Origin of the sequence: Aliivibrio salmonicida LFI1238 (assembly GCF_000196495.1) — a bacterium.
GTDB lineage: Bacteria > Pseudomonadota > Gammaproteobacteria > Enterobacterales > Vibrionaceae > Aliivibrio > Aliivibrio salmonicida.
The window spans coordinates 80,397-97,683 of the sequence record NC_011313.1; the positions used below are offsets into that span (position 1 = coordinate 80,397).

Sequence of the window (17,287 nt, forward strand, 5' to 3'; positions counted from 1 at the left end):
GAGTAATGAAACGACTTCTTCAACCGAACACTCCTCTTATTCATGTCCTTTTTTTTATCACTCTAGGGATAATATTGGCACAAGGCGCTTACTCTCTTCGTGAAGTATTATCTGTTAGCGATAACAATGAGAGTAAAGTACAAGTACTGTTGGTAAACAAATCAAGAGAGATACTCAATGGCATCAGCCGATTAAATGCCACACTAGAGGTCTGTACCCGAAGTGATTCAAGTTGCAGTACCGCACAAGTGCAATTATTTACTAGCGAACTCTCCTCTGAGATTGATAATTTCCACGCACTTATTGCCAATGAAAAATCCCTCGCCTCATCCAGTGGCATATTGGGGTTTGACCTAATTCAACTTTATATAAAAAAATACAATCGTACTTTTGATTTAAATGAACTCAAACAATCGCTGGGAGTGGCCTTTACAAACAGCACTTCCATCATAGACAGCTTATTACTAAACCACGCCAGATTAAGCAAAGAGAAACAAGATAATCATCTTTATACCTTACTCATGCTAAACGGCAGTTTGATCTTAGTGTTTGCTCTTTATTACTTGTTGAACACCAAATTAATACGTGCGGCTCATACCGAAAAGAATCGCATATCAAGCACATTTAAAAGCATTTCTAATGATTTAAAAACCATTGACCACGATAAAGTAAAAGAGCGTATTTCCAATATATCTACCAGTAGTATTGAAAAAAACATCTATGCCAAACTGCTCTCTAGCTACGACCAACTTGAAGACCAAAAATCAAAAACCGATTTATATCAACGACTGTATAATTTATTAGGTTATGAGGTTCGTGGCATCACAAATACAATTCAAGGTGGTGTGAAACTGTTAATTAAAGACGCCGATGAAAGCGGCGCGTTATTAGCAAAAGAAATAATGTCAGCAACAAATACACTTGAAAACCTAGCAGATAACTTTAATCGTCTCTCAAACATTGATGCCATGAGTCATAATAAGACCATTCACTTCTACCATTTAATCAGTGAATTAATCGTCTTAACATCAACCAAAGCCAAGCAACAATCAAAGAATATCGAGTGCTTTGTTGATAATGCTATCCCACTAAAAATGTACGGTAACCAAACTGGTTTATTTTGGTTATTACTACTGCAAGTTTCAAATATGATCTCTGCGTCTAACCAACCAAAGATCTTATTTAATGCAACCTGTAGCAGTTCTGACCGTGTCGATAAACTCACCATACATTTGACTCTGTACTTGTACTTAGACGATTACGACACCATGAAAACCATTGATGCGTTAGCGTGGCAGCAAGCACCAGAGAAAAACGTGACTAACGATGAATTGTCTACTCATCTATTGAATGGCATTAATAACTACACCGCCATGACACAAGATTTAGGCTATGCTCAAAAACTGCATGTTTCTTTCGATATCAATACCTCAGAATATCAAACGCACAATAATCGCTTAGCAGATAAAACGATTCTTCTTTGTGGTGCTTCCGGTATTCAAGTCGATGTCATTGCCAATACCTTGTCCAATCAAGGGGCGAATGTGATTATTGCTCACACCGCTAATGATATTTTCAAATCAATGAAACGATTAATCGCCAACGATGGCATTTTCTTAACCGATAGAATTAAAGGCATTACCCTTGATTCCTTCTGTAAGACCTTAAAAGCACGATTAACCAAGCGAAACATTAAACTCTTCTTATCGGTTTCAAATTCATCTGACATTGATGATGTATACAATCATGTTGATTACGTGTTCTATCACCCATTCACCCCAGTTGATTTCATCGATAATATTCTAACGACGCTCGACAGTGACTCAGGAAAAGCAGAAGAGATCACCAGCCGATTCTTAATTGTCGAAGATGACAAAGTACAACAATTCATCTTAAACAAAATTCTAACCGGCTTCGAGTTCCAAAGTGAAGGCGTTGATGACGGAGAGAAAGCCTTAGCTTTAGTAAAAGAAAATAACTTCGATATTATCTTTATGGATTGCATTATGCCGGGGATGGGTGGCATGGAAGCAACATCGTTAATTCGTCAATACGAAAAAGAGCACCATTTACCACCAACCACAATCATCGGTGCTACCGCATTAACCAGTAATAAAGAACATAAACAATGTATTGATGCAGGAATGGATTACGTCATCAGTAAACCGTACAAAAACGAAGAGATCTATGCTGTCATTAAGAAGTACATGGCCATAAGGAAAGTAGGCTAATGACAAAAACAAACCGCTCTCGTGCTTTTTTTCTGGTCGGCCTATTTGCGGCATGGCAACCAATGAGTCACGCCAGTGAATTATCTGCCTTGATAAATGAAGCACTCAAAAATAACTATCAAATCCTAAACTCTAAATACGAAGTCGAGTCTTCAGAGTTTGATCAAAGTATCAGTGGTGCCTTTTTTTTCCCTACGATTAATGCCAATGCAAATACGACATGGAATGATTCAGAAGTCGATTCAAGTACTCCATCAAACAATGAATACAACAGCTACGGCTATCGCGTTTCGGTATCTCAAACCATCTTAGATATGTCGAAAATTCGCTCTTATCAAGAAAGTGGCATTGATTTACAAATCAACAAACTAAAACACGATAAAATCGTAAACGACATCATTATTCAGGTGGTAGAAAACTACTTCTCATATCTGAAATATCACTCTCAGAAAAAAGCGACCGATGCACAATTTCGCTCATCAGAAGCACGATTAAAGCAAATAAGTCGTAATAATGAATTGGGTAATTTACCTAAAACAGACGTCTACGAAACCCAAGCTCAGAAAGAATCAACCTATAAGCAATTGGCCGACATTCGTAAACGTATTAATCTCGCGTTAGTTCAATTGCAATCTACCACTCAAGCGCCTATTCGACCGTCTTATGATGTGAAACTCAATAATCAATACGCTGAAATTGATTATTATGAAAAAAGCACTCTTGAGAAAAATCTCATTGGCAGTAATTATGATATTGCGATTGCAAAATCCAACTTAGATAAATCGAAACGATCTCTCACTCAATCTCGTTCTGATTTCTATCCGACCCTATCTGCATCCGCTAATTATGAATACACCGACAGTAATTTTGATAGCTCAAGAACCGATGACGCGACTTACGCCCTCACCGTCGACATCCCTATTGTTAACGGAGGCTCTGATTATTACGATTATCAAAAAAGTAAAACGAAAATCAATCAATTCTCATCTCAATATGATCAAGCAGTAAATGACAATCGAGTTAATTTCGAAGAACTTATCTACAATATCAATACCAATGTAGAATCGTTAGCTATTTTAAAATCCATTATAAAATCCAATTACCTTGTCTATAAAGGTAATCAAAGCGCGTTTAAATTAGGCACAAAAACACTCACGGATTTACTCAATTCAGAATCGGATTTATACGACAACATCCGTGAATATCATACCAATCAATACGATTACATCATTAATATGACCAAGCTCTACGCTCTATTTGGAGCGGTAGATTTAGTATCGATTGAAGAGATATCGAATCGAATGGAACCCATTAGTGACACCTTTGACATCTCGATTTTAGAACGCTTTACATCAGAAGGAGTTAAATGATGAATAAACTCCATTATTTACCGAGATTAGGGTTCTTTGATGCTTTCTTTTTGTTTGCATCAAGCCTAACAACAACCTTGCTCGGCTTAGTCTTACCCTTTTCCATTTTAATTATTTTTGACCGCATATTGCCGAATAATTCAAGCTCTTCACTCTATTTCATTTTTGCCATCATCTTGATCGCGATCTTCTTAGATTACAAAGTAAAAAACCTAGAAGAAGCCATGGTATCTCGTATTGGGAATCGCTTTGAAAAGAAAATCACCAATCAATTATTTCACGCAATTTGTCACTCTAATCTCTCTTTGTTTACACGATTAGAAACTGGAGAGTACCTAGAGCGACTGACCACAATTCCCGGGCTAAAATCCTTTTTCAGTGGCGATCTTATTCGATCTGCCATCAATGCCTTTACCTGCTTAATCACTCTTCTGGTGATCAGTCTGATTAACCCTGGTGCAGGGGTTATTTTAACTCTGTCTTCCTTGTTTTTGTTACTGATCTCTTTACATTTATCCAAAACAAAAATCGCATTAATGGAGAAAAAATCAGACATTGAAGGCATTACCAATTCAAAAGTGATTGAGATTATTTCTTATCCTTTAGATATAAAAAGCCGCTCAATGGAATACCGCTTAGAAAACTTAATGGAAACGATGGTTAATGAGCGTGAACATCACACCACTGAATTTGAGAAACAAGAATCTCGCTTCAATCTAACTCTAAATTTAATTCAACAATTAGCCGTCACTTTTACTGTGGTAAGCAGTGCGATGGCGGTGATTAATTTGGATATCAGCCAAGGGGTCATGGCGGCAATCATTCTATTAACTAACCGTTATTTTGCCCCATACCAGCAAACAATGAGAACCATTAGTCAGTGGCGTGTAAATAAAAGTTATATCCAACGTCTGAATGACATTTTATCAATGGAAGAATCTCAACAAAGAACGACGGCACCTCAACCAACTCCAAGAGTATTGAGTTATCACGGCAGTAAAGACTATCATTTTACGGCAGAAAAAATATCCATCGTCTCTGGCCCTTCTGGTTCAGGGAAGTCGTCCATTGTAAAAGCCTTTACCAATAAGCCATTAGCACAAGAGTACCGCTTATCCATCAATGGATTAAATGCAGATAACTATTATCAATCAGAGACCATTAGCAACGTGGTATTGGTCGATAAACACAGCACTTTTGTGGATGGAACCATTATTGATAACATCACCTGCTTTCGACCTCAATTACACAAAGCGGCGTATTCCCTGTGTGAAGCATTATCGATAAAGAGCGACATTGATGATCTCAAACTCGGTTTTTATACCGACATTACCACCACGGGTATCAAGCCTTTTTCTCGTAAAGTACATTTTGCATTATTAATTGTACGAGCATTATTAAGTAATAAAAAAGTCATTCTCATTGACGATTTTGATTTGGTTTTTGATGACGATTTCAGCCTTAACTTACTCTCTTGCCTTCGTCCGCGCATTCAGTCTTATTTGTTTGTCATTGTCAGCAATAAGATTAAAGACACCGACATTAAGATCCAACACACACCAATTAATGAGGTGGCTTAGATGGATACATTAATTGCTTTTGATGAGATACAAGAACGTCTTCATCATTTCAAAAATGGGCATTTACAGACCCGATATTCTGAAAACCCATTACTGCTTGGACTCGCTTACACTTTAGTCACGCTTGAATGGGAAGGTACGCCTGACATTCTGTCTGATGCGTTTTTATCTGACAGTGAGCATGCGCTTTCATTTAATAAAACGCTGACTCGCCTTGACTATCAATGCATTGAAAGTGACATTACTCATGCCGATCAATTTCTAGAATTGGATTGCCCTAGTTTTATCTCTTTGCAAGATCAGAACTATATTTTATTAAACTTTGATGACGATATTCTCTACCTTTATGACTATGAAAATGACATCACCATAGAAAGTGAAGCTAAAGGAAAAATCTCAGCTAAAGTGTGTTCGATTTCTAAATATTCGCGTCTATTCAGAGAACCACCACCTGAATCACAAGATAAACGTAATTGGATAAAACACGTTTTTTATCACTACAACAATGAATTCAAGAGCCTTGCATTATTAAGCCTTTTAATTAGTTTATTAGGTACGCTTCAGCCTTTCTTTATTATGGGAGTGTATACCTTTGCCTTAACCGCTGGATCTACCTCTACGCTCTATTGGCTTGCTTCTGGAGCGGTCGTAATAGCGGGAATGGAATATCTATTTAAAAAACAACGTATGACCATTTTAAATACATCAGGCCAAGAGCTAGCCCGTTATATTTCTTATCAAGTCATCTCAAAACTACTATGGCTGCCGTATGCATTAACGTCTAATGCGGCAACGTCTTCTCAACTTGCTCGTTTGAAAGATATCGACCAATTCCGTCAGCTTGTCACCGCAGAATCTAGCCTGAGCTATTTTGATTTGCCTTTTATCTTTATTTTCTTAATTGCTATTTTCATTATGTCTGGCAGCGCCGCGATAACCGTTATTATTGGTATCGTTATCATGATCTTGTTTTGCATTTACGCACGCTATATTTATATGCAAGCCACATCAAAAAGCTCTAGAGCAAATGCAATGGTGTCTTATCAATGGAATGAAGTATTGAGTAATGTCAGTTCAATTCAAAAGTTGCCGCTACTGTCGGTCATTAAATCTCGTTTTAATTCAGCATTAACTCAGCGTTTACAAGATTCTCATCATGTTTCAGTAACCAATGCAAAAATACAGCAATTGGGCAGCAGTTTTATTCAAGTCATTGGCACTACAACCATTGTGATCGCTGTAACCGCAGTAATGGCGGGAGACACGAACCCCGGCGCCATGCTTGCCATCATTATCTTGGTTTGGAAAACCTTAACCCCAATCATGGGGATTTATAACTCCTTAGCAAAAATTGATACCATCAAAGCCTCAACCGCACAAATCAACGCATTAATGTCTTTAGATGATGATAAGAGTCGTATAGAAAAAAGCCCCCCGATTCATCAGTTCAGTGGTGAACTGTCCATTAACGGCTTATCTCATCGCTATCAAGGGATAAATAAAGGATTAACTAACCTCTCTTTTGCTATTAAATCAGGCAATAAAGTCTCTGTCTGTGCCCCATCAGGCAGTGGCAAAACAACATTGATGAATATTTTGAGCGGCATTGAACCTCGCTTTCAAGGTCGCTTATTGTTTGATGGTTATAACGTAAACCAATTTAATAATTTCCGGTTCAGAAACAGCATTTGTTATGTTCCTTTTGATATGCATTTATACCACGGTACGGTTCACGCCAATTACACAATGTACAATGGTTATGTTCCACCCGCTTTCATTGATGAAATGCTTAACTTTTTAGACTTATTGCCTTATCTTCCTCAAGGAAAAAAGACCCTATTAAGTGCTGATTTTCTTTCGACATTGCCAGATGGCATACAACGCAAACTCACTCTAGCGATTGGCATCGGATATTGCAGAAAAAGAGTCGTTATCATGGATGAACCTTTTGTCGGATCTGAGCATGAAAACAGTAAATATCTCACCTCATTATTCAGTGAATATTTAGCCAACAGCACCGTTATCTTTAGCACCACAAGTAAATCAATGGTAGCTACCTCTGATCAGTGTTTATTACTTGAAAAAGATGGCTCTCAAAAGTTCTACGGCGCACCCGATAAAGTCCTACAGGCTGCACCCGTGATGCTGACTTAATTTGATGATTTAAATAGAAAAAGGAAAATAATGCGGAACAAAAGGGAGAATTACTTTGTTCCGCACGCATTTATAGGCTGGAAAGACAGATTACGATAAGTGCTATTTAACGGCTGATTCAACACATTAACTTTACCTGCCCACGACGATAACTCATCATCTACAGGCCACACATTAGCCATGATTTTTAAGCGAGAATCAGCCATGTCTGGAATTGGATTGTCTTTAGATTGCTGTACTTCATAACGCATTTCACCATCCACAAACCACTGAATGCTATCTCGTTGCCATAACATTGCATATTGATGAAAGTCTTTAGAGGCATCGAACTCTAATGGAATTAACACCGAGTTTTTACTAAGGTATTCATCGTTATTCGTCCAAAAATTAAACTGAATTTCATGCGTATTTTTACCTAAAAATTCAATATCAATTTCGTTGTGCTTGGCGTTACTCCCTTCGTATTTATCGTGTTTACCCGAGAAAAGGAAAAAAGACGTCACAATACCGGGAGAAGAAATAGGCTTCATCTCAATAGAAAAACAACCATAACCATAAAAATGCCGACTGCGTAACTCCCCTGAACGATATTTATATTGCTCATTACTCTGAGGCTCGTCACTCAACTCAATATTCATTCCTTTTTCAGAAAAACCAATTGCACCGGCCTCCCATCGATTCAAAAATGGAAAACCGTTACTCCAATGATGTGCTCTTTCAAACAAATCACTGTTTAACTCTTTCAATGATTCAGAAAAATAACTCACTTCGCACTCATCCACGTCACACGCCTCCACAGTAAAAGAAGATAATCCGACAATTAATAACGCATCGTATTTATTCATCACTTTCCTTAATATCAGCAAGTACCGTTACCGCCTTATTATTAAGTTTAGTGTTGGTATGTAACATCGCCGAATTATTCTTCCTCTTGTACAACAAAGCAGACAAAATCATTGAATTGGTATTAATGTTGTGCGCCGTATTGGTCAAGCCATCGCTGTATATTCCCGTAGGAACAGAGCGAGAGTACAGGCTATTGGCTATCACATTTTCAACTAAGCGTTCAGCGTATTCGTCATCGTAAATAACACTGAGCCCAAAGGCGACTTTATTGCTGAACACCTGAAAGACTTCTATTGGCTTTCCTCCCGCTGAAGTACTTAGCCAACTTTTACCGTAAAAAAAGATATTATTGTAAGCAAACCATGGTGTTTGGTTCATGGCATCTTCCCCAAACACCCACAGTCTTTCAGTTTGTTTTTCCTTTGCTTTATGCAGGGTATAAATAGTATCAAGCTGATCCCACCACGCTGTCGGTTCCCCCAACTCTAAACGAGTGAGCACATAGGGATCTGGCGTTGAAAATGGCATGTTTCTCGAATCAATATAAAAAGGAATGCCACCAATAATCACTTTATCGATGTCTGTTTTCTGGTAACTTTCACTCACATCAAAACCAAACAAAGCAAAACCAGAAGCTGCATATTGTAAATACCCTAAACGCCCTTCTTGGCGATAATGTTCACTTTGCTTTCTTAATTTAGTGCCATACAAGGTTTTATTGTGCACTGAAGAAGCGAGTGACCACTTACTTACGATATTATCTACCAACAGGGCTAATTCTTTTTTTTCTTGTTTAATGATATGCAACCAAATCAGCAGGCGGCCAATGTCTAAAGCCGACCATCCATTGCCATTGCTTTTTGTATTGCTGTACCGTCCTGATGGCTTTCCAGTTTTGGTGCTGTATTCTCGATTAGGTAATTTACCTTGATACAAAGGCGCTTCTAGCAACGTCGTCAATAACCTTTTTAATTTACGATGAGTGAACTCTTTTGATTGTAAACCCAAGCCCTCAAGTGAGAACTGAGCACTGATATCACTGGCAACATCCCACATCGTAACGTGGTGATAGCCTTGAACAGAATCGGTAAATCCCGTATTTTCATTCCAATTACGATCAAAATAATATTGCGCTTTTTTTGCTAGTAATTTTTCATTACGGGTCAATTCAACCAAAACCAAAGGAATAGGGAAATTATGTGGGCCTTCGTCTTCTTGAATAAATGCAGGCGTTAAATCAGTTGATTCGTCAGTCACTGCACGCTCATCAAGGTGTTCAGGTTCAACTATCTGCGGGGTCATAACAATAGAACGCCGCTGAAAAGTAGGTGCGGCTTGCTCTGAAAGAGTTTCATTAGGCGCAACAGAGCGCTTCCCATAAAAACTAGGGGAATCTGTCTCTGCTGTTACTGATATAGTGAATGAGGATAAAACAATCCCTATTAGCGTTATCCAGACCCTAGATAGCCCCATCACACCTCCTTTGTGTGTATCTCCTAAGCATAGGATAACTCAAGGCATTTTCATAAAAATAATCGTCAAATAACGCCCTCTATATTCTGATATAAAGAAATCTTCTTTTCTCATTACGAATAGCGCATTCTTTTTCCTATACTGCTTACACTAGATTAATAACATTATTTGAGGTGTACTTTTGTTTAAGGATAAGCTGAAAAAATCACTGTCAGAAACAAAGAGAGACGTATCGTTTGCCTTACTCTTTAGCTGTGCAATCAACTTTCTCGTACTTACGTTACCCATTTACAGTTTGCAGCTTTTTGACCGAGTGCTTGGTAGCTCTAGCTTAGACACCCTATACGCTTTATTATTTATTGCTGTTTTTCTTTTAACAGCACAAGCCGTTATCGAATATTTCCGTATTGCTTTGTTACAGCGTTCAGGCTTGAAACTCGATGTTTCTATTAGCTCCATCATGTTATCTGAAAGTATTCGACAATCAGCCATATCCAAAAATATTAATAAACAAGGTTTACAAGATCTGTCTGAGATAAGACGTTTCTTATTATCCCCTTCTAGCTCTGCTATTTTTGATATGCCGTGGATCCCTCTTTTCCTTGGTATTCTATTTATGCTCCATCCTGCGATTGGTTTAATCACCTTATCTGGCTGCGTTATTTTCATTATTTTAGCCATTGTCATGATGCATTCTGCCAAAGAATCAACCATTGAAAGTAACAAGGTCGCGGCAAAAACCACCTTAGAATTAAACGACTATCTCCGCAATGCATCAACACTAAAAGCCATGGGGATGGCAGAAAGCATTGGTAAATATTGGAATAAACAAAACCATAAGATGCTTGGTTTACAGTGGGTAGTAAATTCTCGTATCGGGCAGTTACTCGCCATCAGCCGCTATTTTAGAACTATTTTACAAGTGCTTATATTAACGATTGGGGTAATACTGGCATTACAACAAGAGATTGGAACGGGGGCTATAATCGCAAGTTCCATCATTATGGGGCGAGTACTTTCTCCTTTCGAACAAGCCGTTAATGGCTGGAAGTCATGGTTCAGTGCATTTAAAGCGTATCAGCGCCTTAAAAACTTCTCTTTTATTGAAGAGTACGCAGCAAAAACCACACTACCCAACCCTAAAGGTGACATTCTCTTTCAAAACGTGGGATTAAAACTGCCACATAAAAAAGAACCCGTTTTGCAAAACATCAATTTCAAATTAGGTCATGGTAATGCACTCGCTATTTTAGGCAATTCCGGTTCAGGTAAATCAACATTAGCGTCGTTATTAATGGGGATTCATGCGCCGAGTGTCGGTTCAATAAAAATAGACGGTGCCGCGATTCATCTTTGGCCAGAAAAACAATTTGGTCAACACATCGGATATTTACCGCAACAAGTCGGTTTATTATCCGGCACCATTGCTGAAAATATTTGTCGATTTACCGAAGCTACAGATGAAGACATCATCGCAGCCGCTCGTTTAACCTGTATTCATAAACTGATTATTTCTCTTCCTCAGGGCTACGATACCTACTTAGAAGAAGGGGGCAGTTCTCAACTCTCTGGTGGACAAAAACAACGTATCGCCTTAGCTCGAGCTATTTTTTCCAATCCCTCAATTCTTGTGTTGGACGAACCAAACTCAAACCTTGATCCCGAAGGTGAAATTGCGTTGGCTATTGTTCTGCAATACTGTAAAGAAAACAAAATCACCGTAATTATGATAAGCCACCGCCCTGGTTTTTTACGCCAAATGGATTGGGTGATCTCGTTAAAAGAAGGACAAGTTCAGAAGGCGGGGCCATCAAAACTATTTTTAGAAGAGATGTCTGCCATTGATAACCCTAACTCTGTTACTGTTCCTAAAACAGCGTAAGCAAGGATGAACTTATGACTCAATTTAGTACCACTCGTATTATTACTCTCTGCTCTGCCTTTATTTTATTAACCATAGGTGGGTTTGTTTGGTGGGCAACAACAGCGCAACTAAGCTCTGCATCTATCGCAAACGGTTCATTGATCGTCGAGTCTCAGCGTAAAAAAATTCAACATCTACAAGGTGGCTGGGTAAAAGCAATTCATGTCACTGAAGGCCAACATGTAGAGAAAGGCGACTTATTAATTGAGCTAGCGAACACTAAAGCTGATTCTGATTACTATCGCCTAATGCTACGATCTATTTCTTTAAAAGCAACCATTGAGCGACTTCAAGCCGAGTTAAGCGATAACAACATCGTATCATGGACAGAGGAATATCATGACGAAGCAAACAGTGCTGATGTCATGAACATTTTAAATAATCAGACACTTCAATTTCAGCAGTTTTTATTACGTAATGAGCTTCGAACTAACCAATACACTCAAAATAAAGAACAACTAACTGAACAAATTCGTGGTTCTAAATCCCAATTAAAATCCATAAAACGTCAGCTTCAATTGGTAAGTAAAGAAATTAACATGATGAAAGGGCTAGTAAAAAAAGGATACGTTTCCCAAACTAAAATGTTTGAAATACAACGCCATCAAGCCAGTATTGAATCTCAACGAGAAGAGCTACAAACTAAGATTAATGTCTCGACTCGTCAGTTAACCTCACTCAAACAAGATTTTGAAGCCAAAGACATTGAATTAAAACAGTCCCTTTCCTCTCAATCAAATCAGTTAGAAAAAGAATGGTTAGACACTAATCAGGCCTTAATAACGGCTCTAGATGTTCGATCACGCATCAAAGTAAGAAGTGAGCATACTGGCACTATTGTTGGTTTAAACATTCACAGTATTGGGGGAGTTGTTAATCCTGGCGATATTATTATGGAAATCGTACCAAACAATGAACAACTTATCGTTCAAGCCATTATTAAGCCCGAAGACATTGATGTAGTAAGAACAGGACAAACCGCAAAAGTAAGGCTAAATGCGTATAACGTCCGTAAAACACCCCCAATTACGGGAACCGTCATTTATGTCGCGGCGGATAGACTAAATAAAAAAGGGGAGAAAGAAAGCGGATATTTGGTGAAAGTTCAATTGCTTCAAGAAGAGATAACCAAACTCACTAACGTCGAACTTTATCCTGGGATGCCAACTGATGTTTTAATCTTATTAGAAAATCGGACGCTCTGGGATTACTTTACCGCACCGTTATTTAACTCTTACTACAAAGCATTTCGTGAACAATAAGGATATATCATGATTTTTTGGCTCAGTTTTTATTTCTTTTTCTTCGCCTTAACGGCATTTATTGGGTATCGAAAAGGCAACCTCATTGCCGGTATTTTACTTGGTTATGTTCTTGGCCCTGTCGGTTTATGCCTTATTTTATTAAGTAAGAATCGCCTTAAATTGGCCTGTCCACATTGCCAAGCACTTATCCATAAACATTCTTATTTTTGCCCAAATTGTGATAACAAAGTACTGCACGCCCTAACTTAATAGACACTAAATAAAACATTGTAGAGAACATTTATATGATCAAACACACCAAGAAACTGCAAATTTTCCTTATGTTCCTTATTGCCTGTCTTTTTATTAGTGGTATGACCCTACTTTCTTTAAGCTCATCGATTAATAATAAGAACGAAACAATTCAACGCCTAACGGATGACCTCATTGCTGAACAATTACTATCAAGCTCATTAACAGATTACGACAACGTCATTATTGAACTGCAATCAAAGAATGACACCCTTCGCCGTGATTTAAGTATCACAAGTGAAACCTTAGTTGAGAAAAACTTAACCATTAATCAGCTTAAAGAACAACTGGCGACCGAGCGACGTAAATTAGCTCGCTATAAATCAAGCTACAATAAAAACCTGAAATCACGTTTAGCTAACGAAAAGAAAAAACTAAATACTCAATTAGACAAAGAGCGAGTAGCCTTACAATCTCAAGAGAATGAGCTTGAACAACAGCGTGTAGAGCTAGAGAAATTAAAAAATACCCCACCACCAGAAAAAACAGTCACCGCCGCAGATCAAAAGGCGATTGACGAAGAGCGAGTAGAAGAATTAATGAAAAAATTCGATGCTTACCAAGTTGATTTAAGTGTTGAAAACCAATGTGATAAAGACTATCTATACCGTTATAACGAAGCAAAAAGCACCTTAAGCCACATCAGAACGTATTTACAGAAAAACCAAATGGATTCGAATTATTATCATTTTGTCATTGCCAATGACACCTCGATTACAGCGCAAAACCGTAAACTGTGCTTAGGTGATTAATGCTTACTTTATAGTATGACTAAATAAATATTAATGATTAACCGAGCAAGATAAAAACATCAATAAAAATGCCGAATATTTCTATTCGGCATTTTTTGTGTTAACAATTTATCGTCTAATCATTAAAGATAACCGTTAAGCTATTTCGTTAGGATCAGCAATGGTGATTTGGTCTTCATCACAATCACTCCATATCGTAACTTCATCTCCGGTACTGTTCGCAAACGTATAGCCATTTAAGTTACTGGTATCAATATTACTTGCTTCGTAAGTGTCTTTTAAGCCACTGTCCATCATCGCGGTATACCCGTAAGCTGCCAGTGAGATCCATCAATATTTAAGGTTTCAACACCTGAACATACAAACTGACCATTAGCCTCTCCTGCGCTGTCATTAACCAATATTTTATCTAGCGCTATTTTTAACTCGGTATTCGAGGTATTAACAACCACCCCTTCAATCTCTTGATACGCGGTTTGTGTCATATCAATGATACTGTCTTGGCCATCATTGCCTACAACGTAAGCGTGCGGGGAACTACACCTTGTCTTTTACATTCCAAGGTAAAAGTGAATCGATATCTGGCGATCCAACACATAAACGATCTAGACAATACCTAATATAATCGTAAGGGATTAATCCGTTTGCCTTTGCTGTTTCTACAATGCTGTAAAGCATTGCACTTGAATCTGCACCAGCCGTTGAACCCGAAAATAACCAGTTTTTCCGGCCGATAACAAACGGTTTAACCGCTCGCTCTGCTCGATTGTTATCAATAGATAACAATCCATCATCAATATAACGAACTAATTTATCCCATTGATTTAATGTATAGCTAATCGCCTCACCTAATTTTGTTTTAGGTGATACTCGACTAACTGCGCTATCAAGCCAATCACGGAGCTCTTTAAGTAAATCGCGGGCTTCTGTCTGCCTAGCAACATACTTGGCTTCAGGGGAAGCCTCTTTTAATAACGATTCGATCCGGTATAGCTTTTGGATTTTACTCAATACCCAATCTGCACTCCCTGTTTTCCCTTTTACTTGAACACGTTGAGCCTCAATAAATCGTCGACGTGCGTGTGCCCAACAGCCAACTAAAATCGCTTCAGTTTGTTCATAACCTTGGTAACCATCGGTATGTAAATACCCGTTATAACCTTTTAAAAAGTTAACTGGATGGTTGCCATGCCTGCTAGATTGATAATCATAAAGTACAATTCCAGGCAAAACACCAGAGCCTGGAGAATCATAGCCAGAGCAGTAGACCCACATATAACATTTTGCTTTTTCAACATCCAACACATTTACCGTTGTTTCATCACAATGCAGAGTGGGTTGTTCAAGCAAAATACGATGTAACTCGTTATTAAGAGGGGTAAATAGTACCGAGCATTTTATTAACCAATCCGCCATCGTTCGCCGTCCAATAATGATACCCCATTGCTGAAATAACGTTTCTTGACGATAAAGTGGAAGACTGTATTGAAATTTAGCCGTAATAATTTGAGCAAGTAAACTTGCGGTCGCAATCCCTTTAGGGATTGGTGACGCTGGCATTGGGGCTTGTTTAATGTCTACTGAAGTATTGTTTTTTTCACAATTTCGGCAAGCATATTTAGGACGAACATGTTGAATAACTTCCACTTTAGCTGGTACAAATTCCAACTTTTCACTGATGTCTTTACCCATCGCATGCATCTCTAGACCGCAACACTTACAAGTTTTATCTTTTATGTCGTGGATAATAACAGTACGCGGTAAGTCTTCAGGTAAGCGTTGGCGTTTTGGCTTTTGACGAGTGTAGGTAATCGTTTGTGTGTCATCATTTTCAATGATGATTTCTTCTTCTGTTTCATTGAATAAATCAAATTGAGTCGAGTCAGATTCACTGCTTTTACCAAAGCGCTGATGTTGAGCCAGTCGAAATTGCTCTAGAAGACGGTTATATTTATTTTCAAGCTGAAGCACAAGTGCTTTCAGCTCGTCAATGGTATCAGGAAGTGGTTTTATTTTATCAGTCATGTAGATGACTATATAACGATAATACAGGTAATCAATCGGTTGCCTCCTATTCTTGACTGAGAATCAACTATTTAAAGGGTTGTTTGATAATGTACCAGTTGATGTCCTAAGATATCAAAACCTTGTAATAGCAGTGTCAGTTGCTGCTCTGATAATGCTAACGTATCGTTATTTATATTTCGTGGCCATTTGAAGCGGTCTTCATCTAATCGCTTGTACCATAAAGCGAATCCTGTTTTATCCCAATACAATATTTTGAGTTTATCACGAGGCTTATTGCAAAATATAAATAGAGCATCACTAAACGGTGATAGTTGCATTTCTTGCTCAACAATCACGACAAGGCCATTAATGGCCTTGCGAAAATCGACAAAATCACGATGAAGATAAATGGTGGAAACATCAGTAAATACATTCATGATTGATACCCTTTTAATAAGAGTCCTATCCAGTGAGGTTCAGTATTAGCTGGCAATGTTAATCTTTTGTTTCCATCGTGCTTTACGTGCACTAAATGTCTTTGGCAGAATATTATGGTTACGACAAAATTCAGCGGCACTAAGCTTGCTAGATTGCTGAGATTCAAATAGAGCGTGCCATTGCTCTGGTGTTCTCTTTTTATCTTTTTGCATAATTACGTTCTCGTTAAATGAAAGATCGTAAGATACGCATAATGAATTTTATTTGTTAGGTGTAGTTCCCCGCACGCTTACAACCATATAGCTAAGATTTACAATGTAAACAGCGCAATCCAAGCTCGAGTCTACATTACCGAAGAGATAAGCGAAAACTCACTGTTTATTCCCATTCACTGGAACAGCGCGACCGCAAAAAACAGTAAACCTTGTTTGTTGATTAACGACGTCGTAGACCCAACATCAGGTCAGCCCGAATTTAAACATACTCCAGTAAACATTAAGCAATGGCACTACAACAGTGAAGCGTTATTTATCACGCCTCATAAGATAGAAATGGATAATATTGAGTATTGGATCTGTGAAAAAGCCAATCATGGCTACTTATATAGAATTGCCAGTGAACAAAATACAATGGCACTTATTATTCAACTCTCCTCTCTGCTCGATAACATAAATAAAGAGAGTAAATTAACGTCAGAGTTAAGCCATGAATACCGATACGCAATCATCAGTAATACCAAATTACATTCTGCTTTTATTGTCAGTAAAAAAACCACTAACGAACAAAAATCATGGCTACTTGCTCTTTATCAACATGATGAAAAAGATAACATTGAGGCAAGTTTCCATCGCCATTAGTGACATAGATATCGCTGTAATTTCTATTACTATCAATAAAAGTGGCTTCGATTTCATAAAAAATCGAAGCCACTGGCGTATTTTAAAGACTTAGCTAAC

Annotated in this window: 16 protein-coding genes; 9 read left to right on the forward strand and 7 right to left on the reverse strand. The window is 38.1% G+C overall.

All coding sequences use genetic code 11. The annotated features are described in order from the left end of the window. Positions 1 to 5 precede the first annotated feature (5 nt). The 4 genes from VSAL_RS16440 to VSAL_RS16455 are packed head-to-tail and all read left to right on the forward strand — an operon-like array spanning position 6 to position 7,335. Complete coding sequence (locus tag VSAL_RS16440; protein ID WP_012551484.1) at positions 6 to 2,231, forward strand: response regulator; 2,226 nt, start codon at positions 6 to 8, stop codon at positions 2,229 to 2,231. Beyond that, positions 2,231 to 3,601 carry a TolC family protein gene (locus VSAL_RS16445; protein WP_012551485.1) on the forward strand — a complete coding sequence of 457 codons (1,371 nt, stop codon included), beginning with the start codon at positions 2,231 to 2,233 and terminating at the stop codon, positions 3,599 to 3,601. The genes VSAL_RS16440 and VSAL_RS16445 overlap by 1 nt, the downstream gene beginning before the upstream one ends. Continuing rightward, positions 3,598 to 5,181 (forward strand): ABC transporter transmembrane domain-containing protein, encoded by a 1,584-nt coding sequence (locus tag VSAL_RS16450; protein WP_012551486.1) that lies wholly within the window; start codon positions 3,598 to 3,600, stop codon positions 5,179 to 5,181. The genes VSAL_RS16445 and VSAL_RS16450 overlap by 4 nt, the downstream gene beginning before the upstream one ends. Beyond that, positions 5,182 to 7,335, forward strand: a complete 2,154-nt coding sequence (locus tag VSAL_RS16455; RefSeq protein WP_012551487.1) for an ATP-binding cassette domain-containing protein — start codon at positions 5,182 to 5,184, stop codon at positions 7,333 to 7,335. It begins immediately after the preceding gene. A 50-nt stretch (positions 7,336 to 7,385) separates the two neighbouring features. Here VSAL_RS16455 and VSAL_RS16460 read toward each other — a convergent pair whose 3' ends face one another. After that, complete coding sequence (locus VSAL_RS16460) at positions 7,386 to 8,180, reverse strand: glycoside hydrolase family 16 protein (protein ID WP_012551488.1); 795 nt, start codon at positions 8,178 to 8,180, stop codon at positions 7,386 to 7,388. Beyond that, on the reverse strand, positions 8,173 to 9,483 hold the full coding sequence (locus VSAL_RS16465) for a DUF3131 domain-containing protein (RefSeq protein ID WP_231850954.1): 1,311 nt from the start codon (positions 9,481 to 9,483) through the stop codon (positions 8,173 to 8,175). The genes VSAL_RS16460 and VSAL_RS16465 overlap by 8 nt, the downstream gene beginning before the upstream one ends. 352 nt (positions 9,484 to 9,835) lie before the next feature. Between VSAL_RS16465 and VSAL_RS16470 the strand changes: the two genes are divergently transcribed. The 4 genes from VSAL_RS16470 to VSAL_RS16485 are packed head-to-tail and all read left to right on the forward strand — an operon-like array spanning position 9,836 to position 13,886. Next, positions 9,836 to 11,536 carry a type I secretion system permease/ATPase gene (locus VSAL_RS16470; RefSeq protein WP_012551490.1) on the forward strand — a complete coding sequence of 567 codons (1,701 nt, stop codon included), beginning with the start codon at positions 9,836 to 9,838 and terminating at the stop codon, positions 11,534 to 11,536. Between the two features lie 14 nt (positions 11,537 to 11,550). Then, the gene (locus VSAL_RS16475; RefSeq protein ID WP_012551491.1) at positions 11,551 to 12,840 is read left to right on the forward strand and encodes an HlyD family type I secretion periplasmic adaptor subunit; all 1,290 of its coding nucleotides are present in this window, start codon (positions 11,551 to 11,553) and stop codon (positions 12,838 to 12,840) included. A gap of 9 nt (positions 12,841 to 12,849) precedes the next feature. Further along, complete coding sequence (locus VSAL_RS16480; RefSeq protein ID WP_012551492.1) at positions 12,850 to 13,092, forward strand: hypothetical protein; 243 nt, start codon at positions 12,850 to 12,852, stop codon at positions 13,090 to 13,092. 35 nt (positions 13,093 to 13,127) lie between these two features. Further along, entirely contained in the window at positions 13,128 to 13,886 is a 759-nt protein-coding gene (locus VSAL_RS16485) for a GumC domain-containing protein (RefSeq protein ID WP_012551493.1), read from the forward strand. Between the two features lie 135 nt (positions 13,887 to 14,021). Here VSAL_RS16485 and VSAL_RS23540 read toward each other — a convergent pair whose 3' ends face one another. From VSAL_RS23540 to tnpA, 5 genes are all read right to left on the reverse strand, one after another. Then, complete coding sequence (locus VSAL_RS23540; protein WP_012551494.1) at positions 14,022 to 14,183, reverse strand: hypothetical protein; 162 nt, start codon at positions 14,181 to 14,183, stop codon at positions 14,022 to 14,024. Further along, the gene (locus VSAL_RS16490) at positions 14,180 to 14,371 is read right to left on the reverse strand and encodes a hypothetical protein (protein WP_012551495.1); all 192 of its coding nucleotides are present in this window, start codon (positions 14,369 to 14,371) and stop codon (positions 14,180 to 14,182) included. The genes VSAL_RS23540 and VSAL_RS16490 overlap by 4 nt, the downstream gene beginning before the upstream one ends. Positions 14,372 to 14,423: 52 nt before the next feature. After that, positions 14,424 to 15,911, reverse strand: a complete 1,488-nt coding sequence (locus VSAL_RS16495) for an IS66-like element ISVsa2 family transposase (RefSeq protein WP_012551496.1) — start codon at positions 15,909 to 15,911, stop codon at positions 14,424 to 14,426. 71 nt (positions 15,912 to 15,982) lie between these two features. Next, on the reverse strand, positions 15,983 to 16,330 hold the full coding sequence (tnpB, locus tag VSAL_RS16500) for an IS66 family insertion sequence element accessory protein TnpB (protein WP_012551497.1): 348 nt from the start codon (positions 16,328 to 16,330) through the stop codon (positions 15,983 to 15,985). Positions 16,331 to 16,375: 45 nt separating this feature from the next. Continuing rightward, the gene (gene tnpA / locus VSAL_RS22935) at positions 16,376 to 16,543 is read right to left on the reverse strand and encodes an IS66 family insertion sequence element accessory protein TnpA (protein ID WP_231850883.1); all 168 of its coding nucleotides are present in this window, start codon (positions 16,541 to 16,543) and stop codon (positions 16,376 to 16,378) included. A gap of 96 nt (positions 16,544 to 16,639) precedes the next feature. On the opposite strand from tnpA, the gene VSAL_RS16505 reads away from it, so the two are divergent. Next, on the forward strand, positions 16,640 to 17,188 hold the full coding sequence (locus tag VSAL_RS16505; protein ID WP_269447629.1) for a molybdopterin dinucleotide binding domain-containing protein: 549 nt from the start codon (positions 16,640 to 16,642) through the stop codon (positions 17,186 to 17,188). Positions 17,189 to 17,287: the final 99 nt, after the last annotated feature.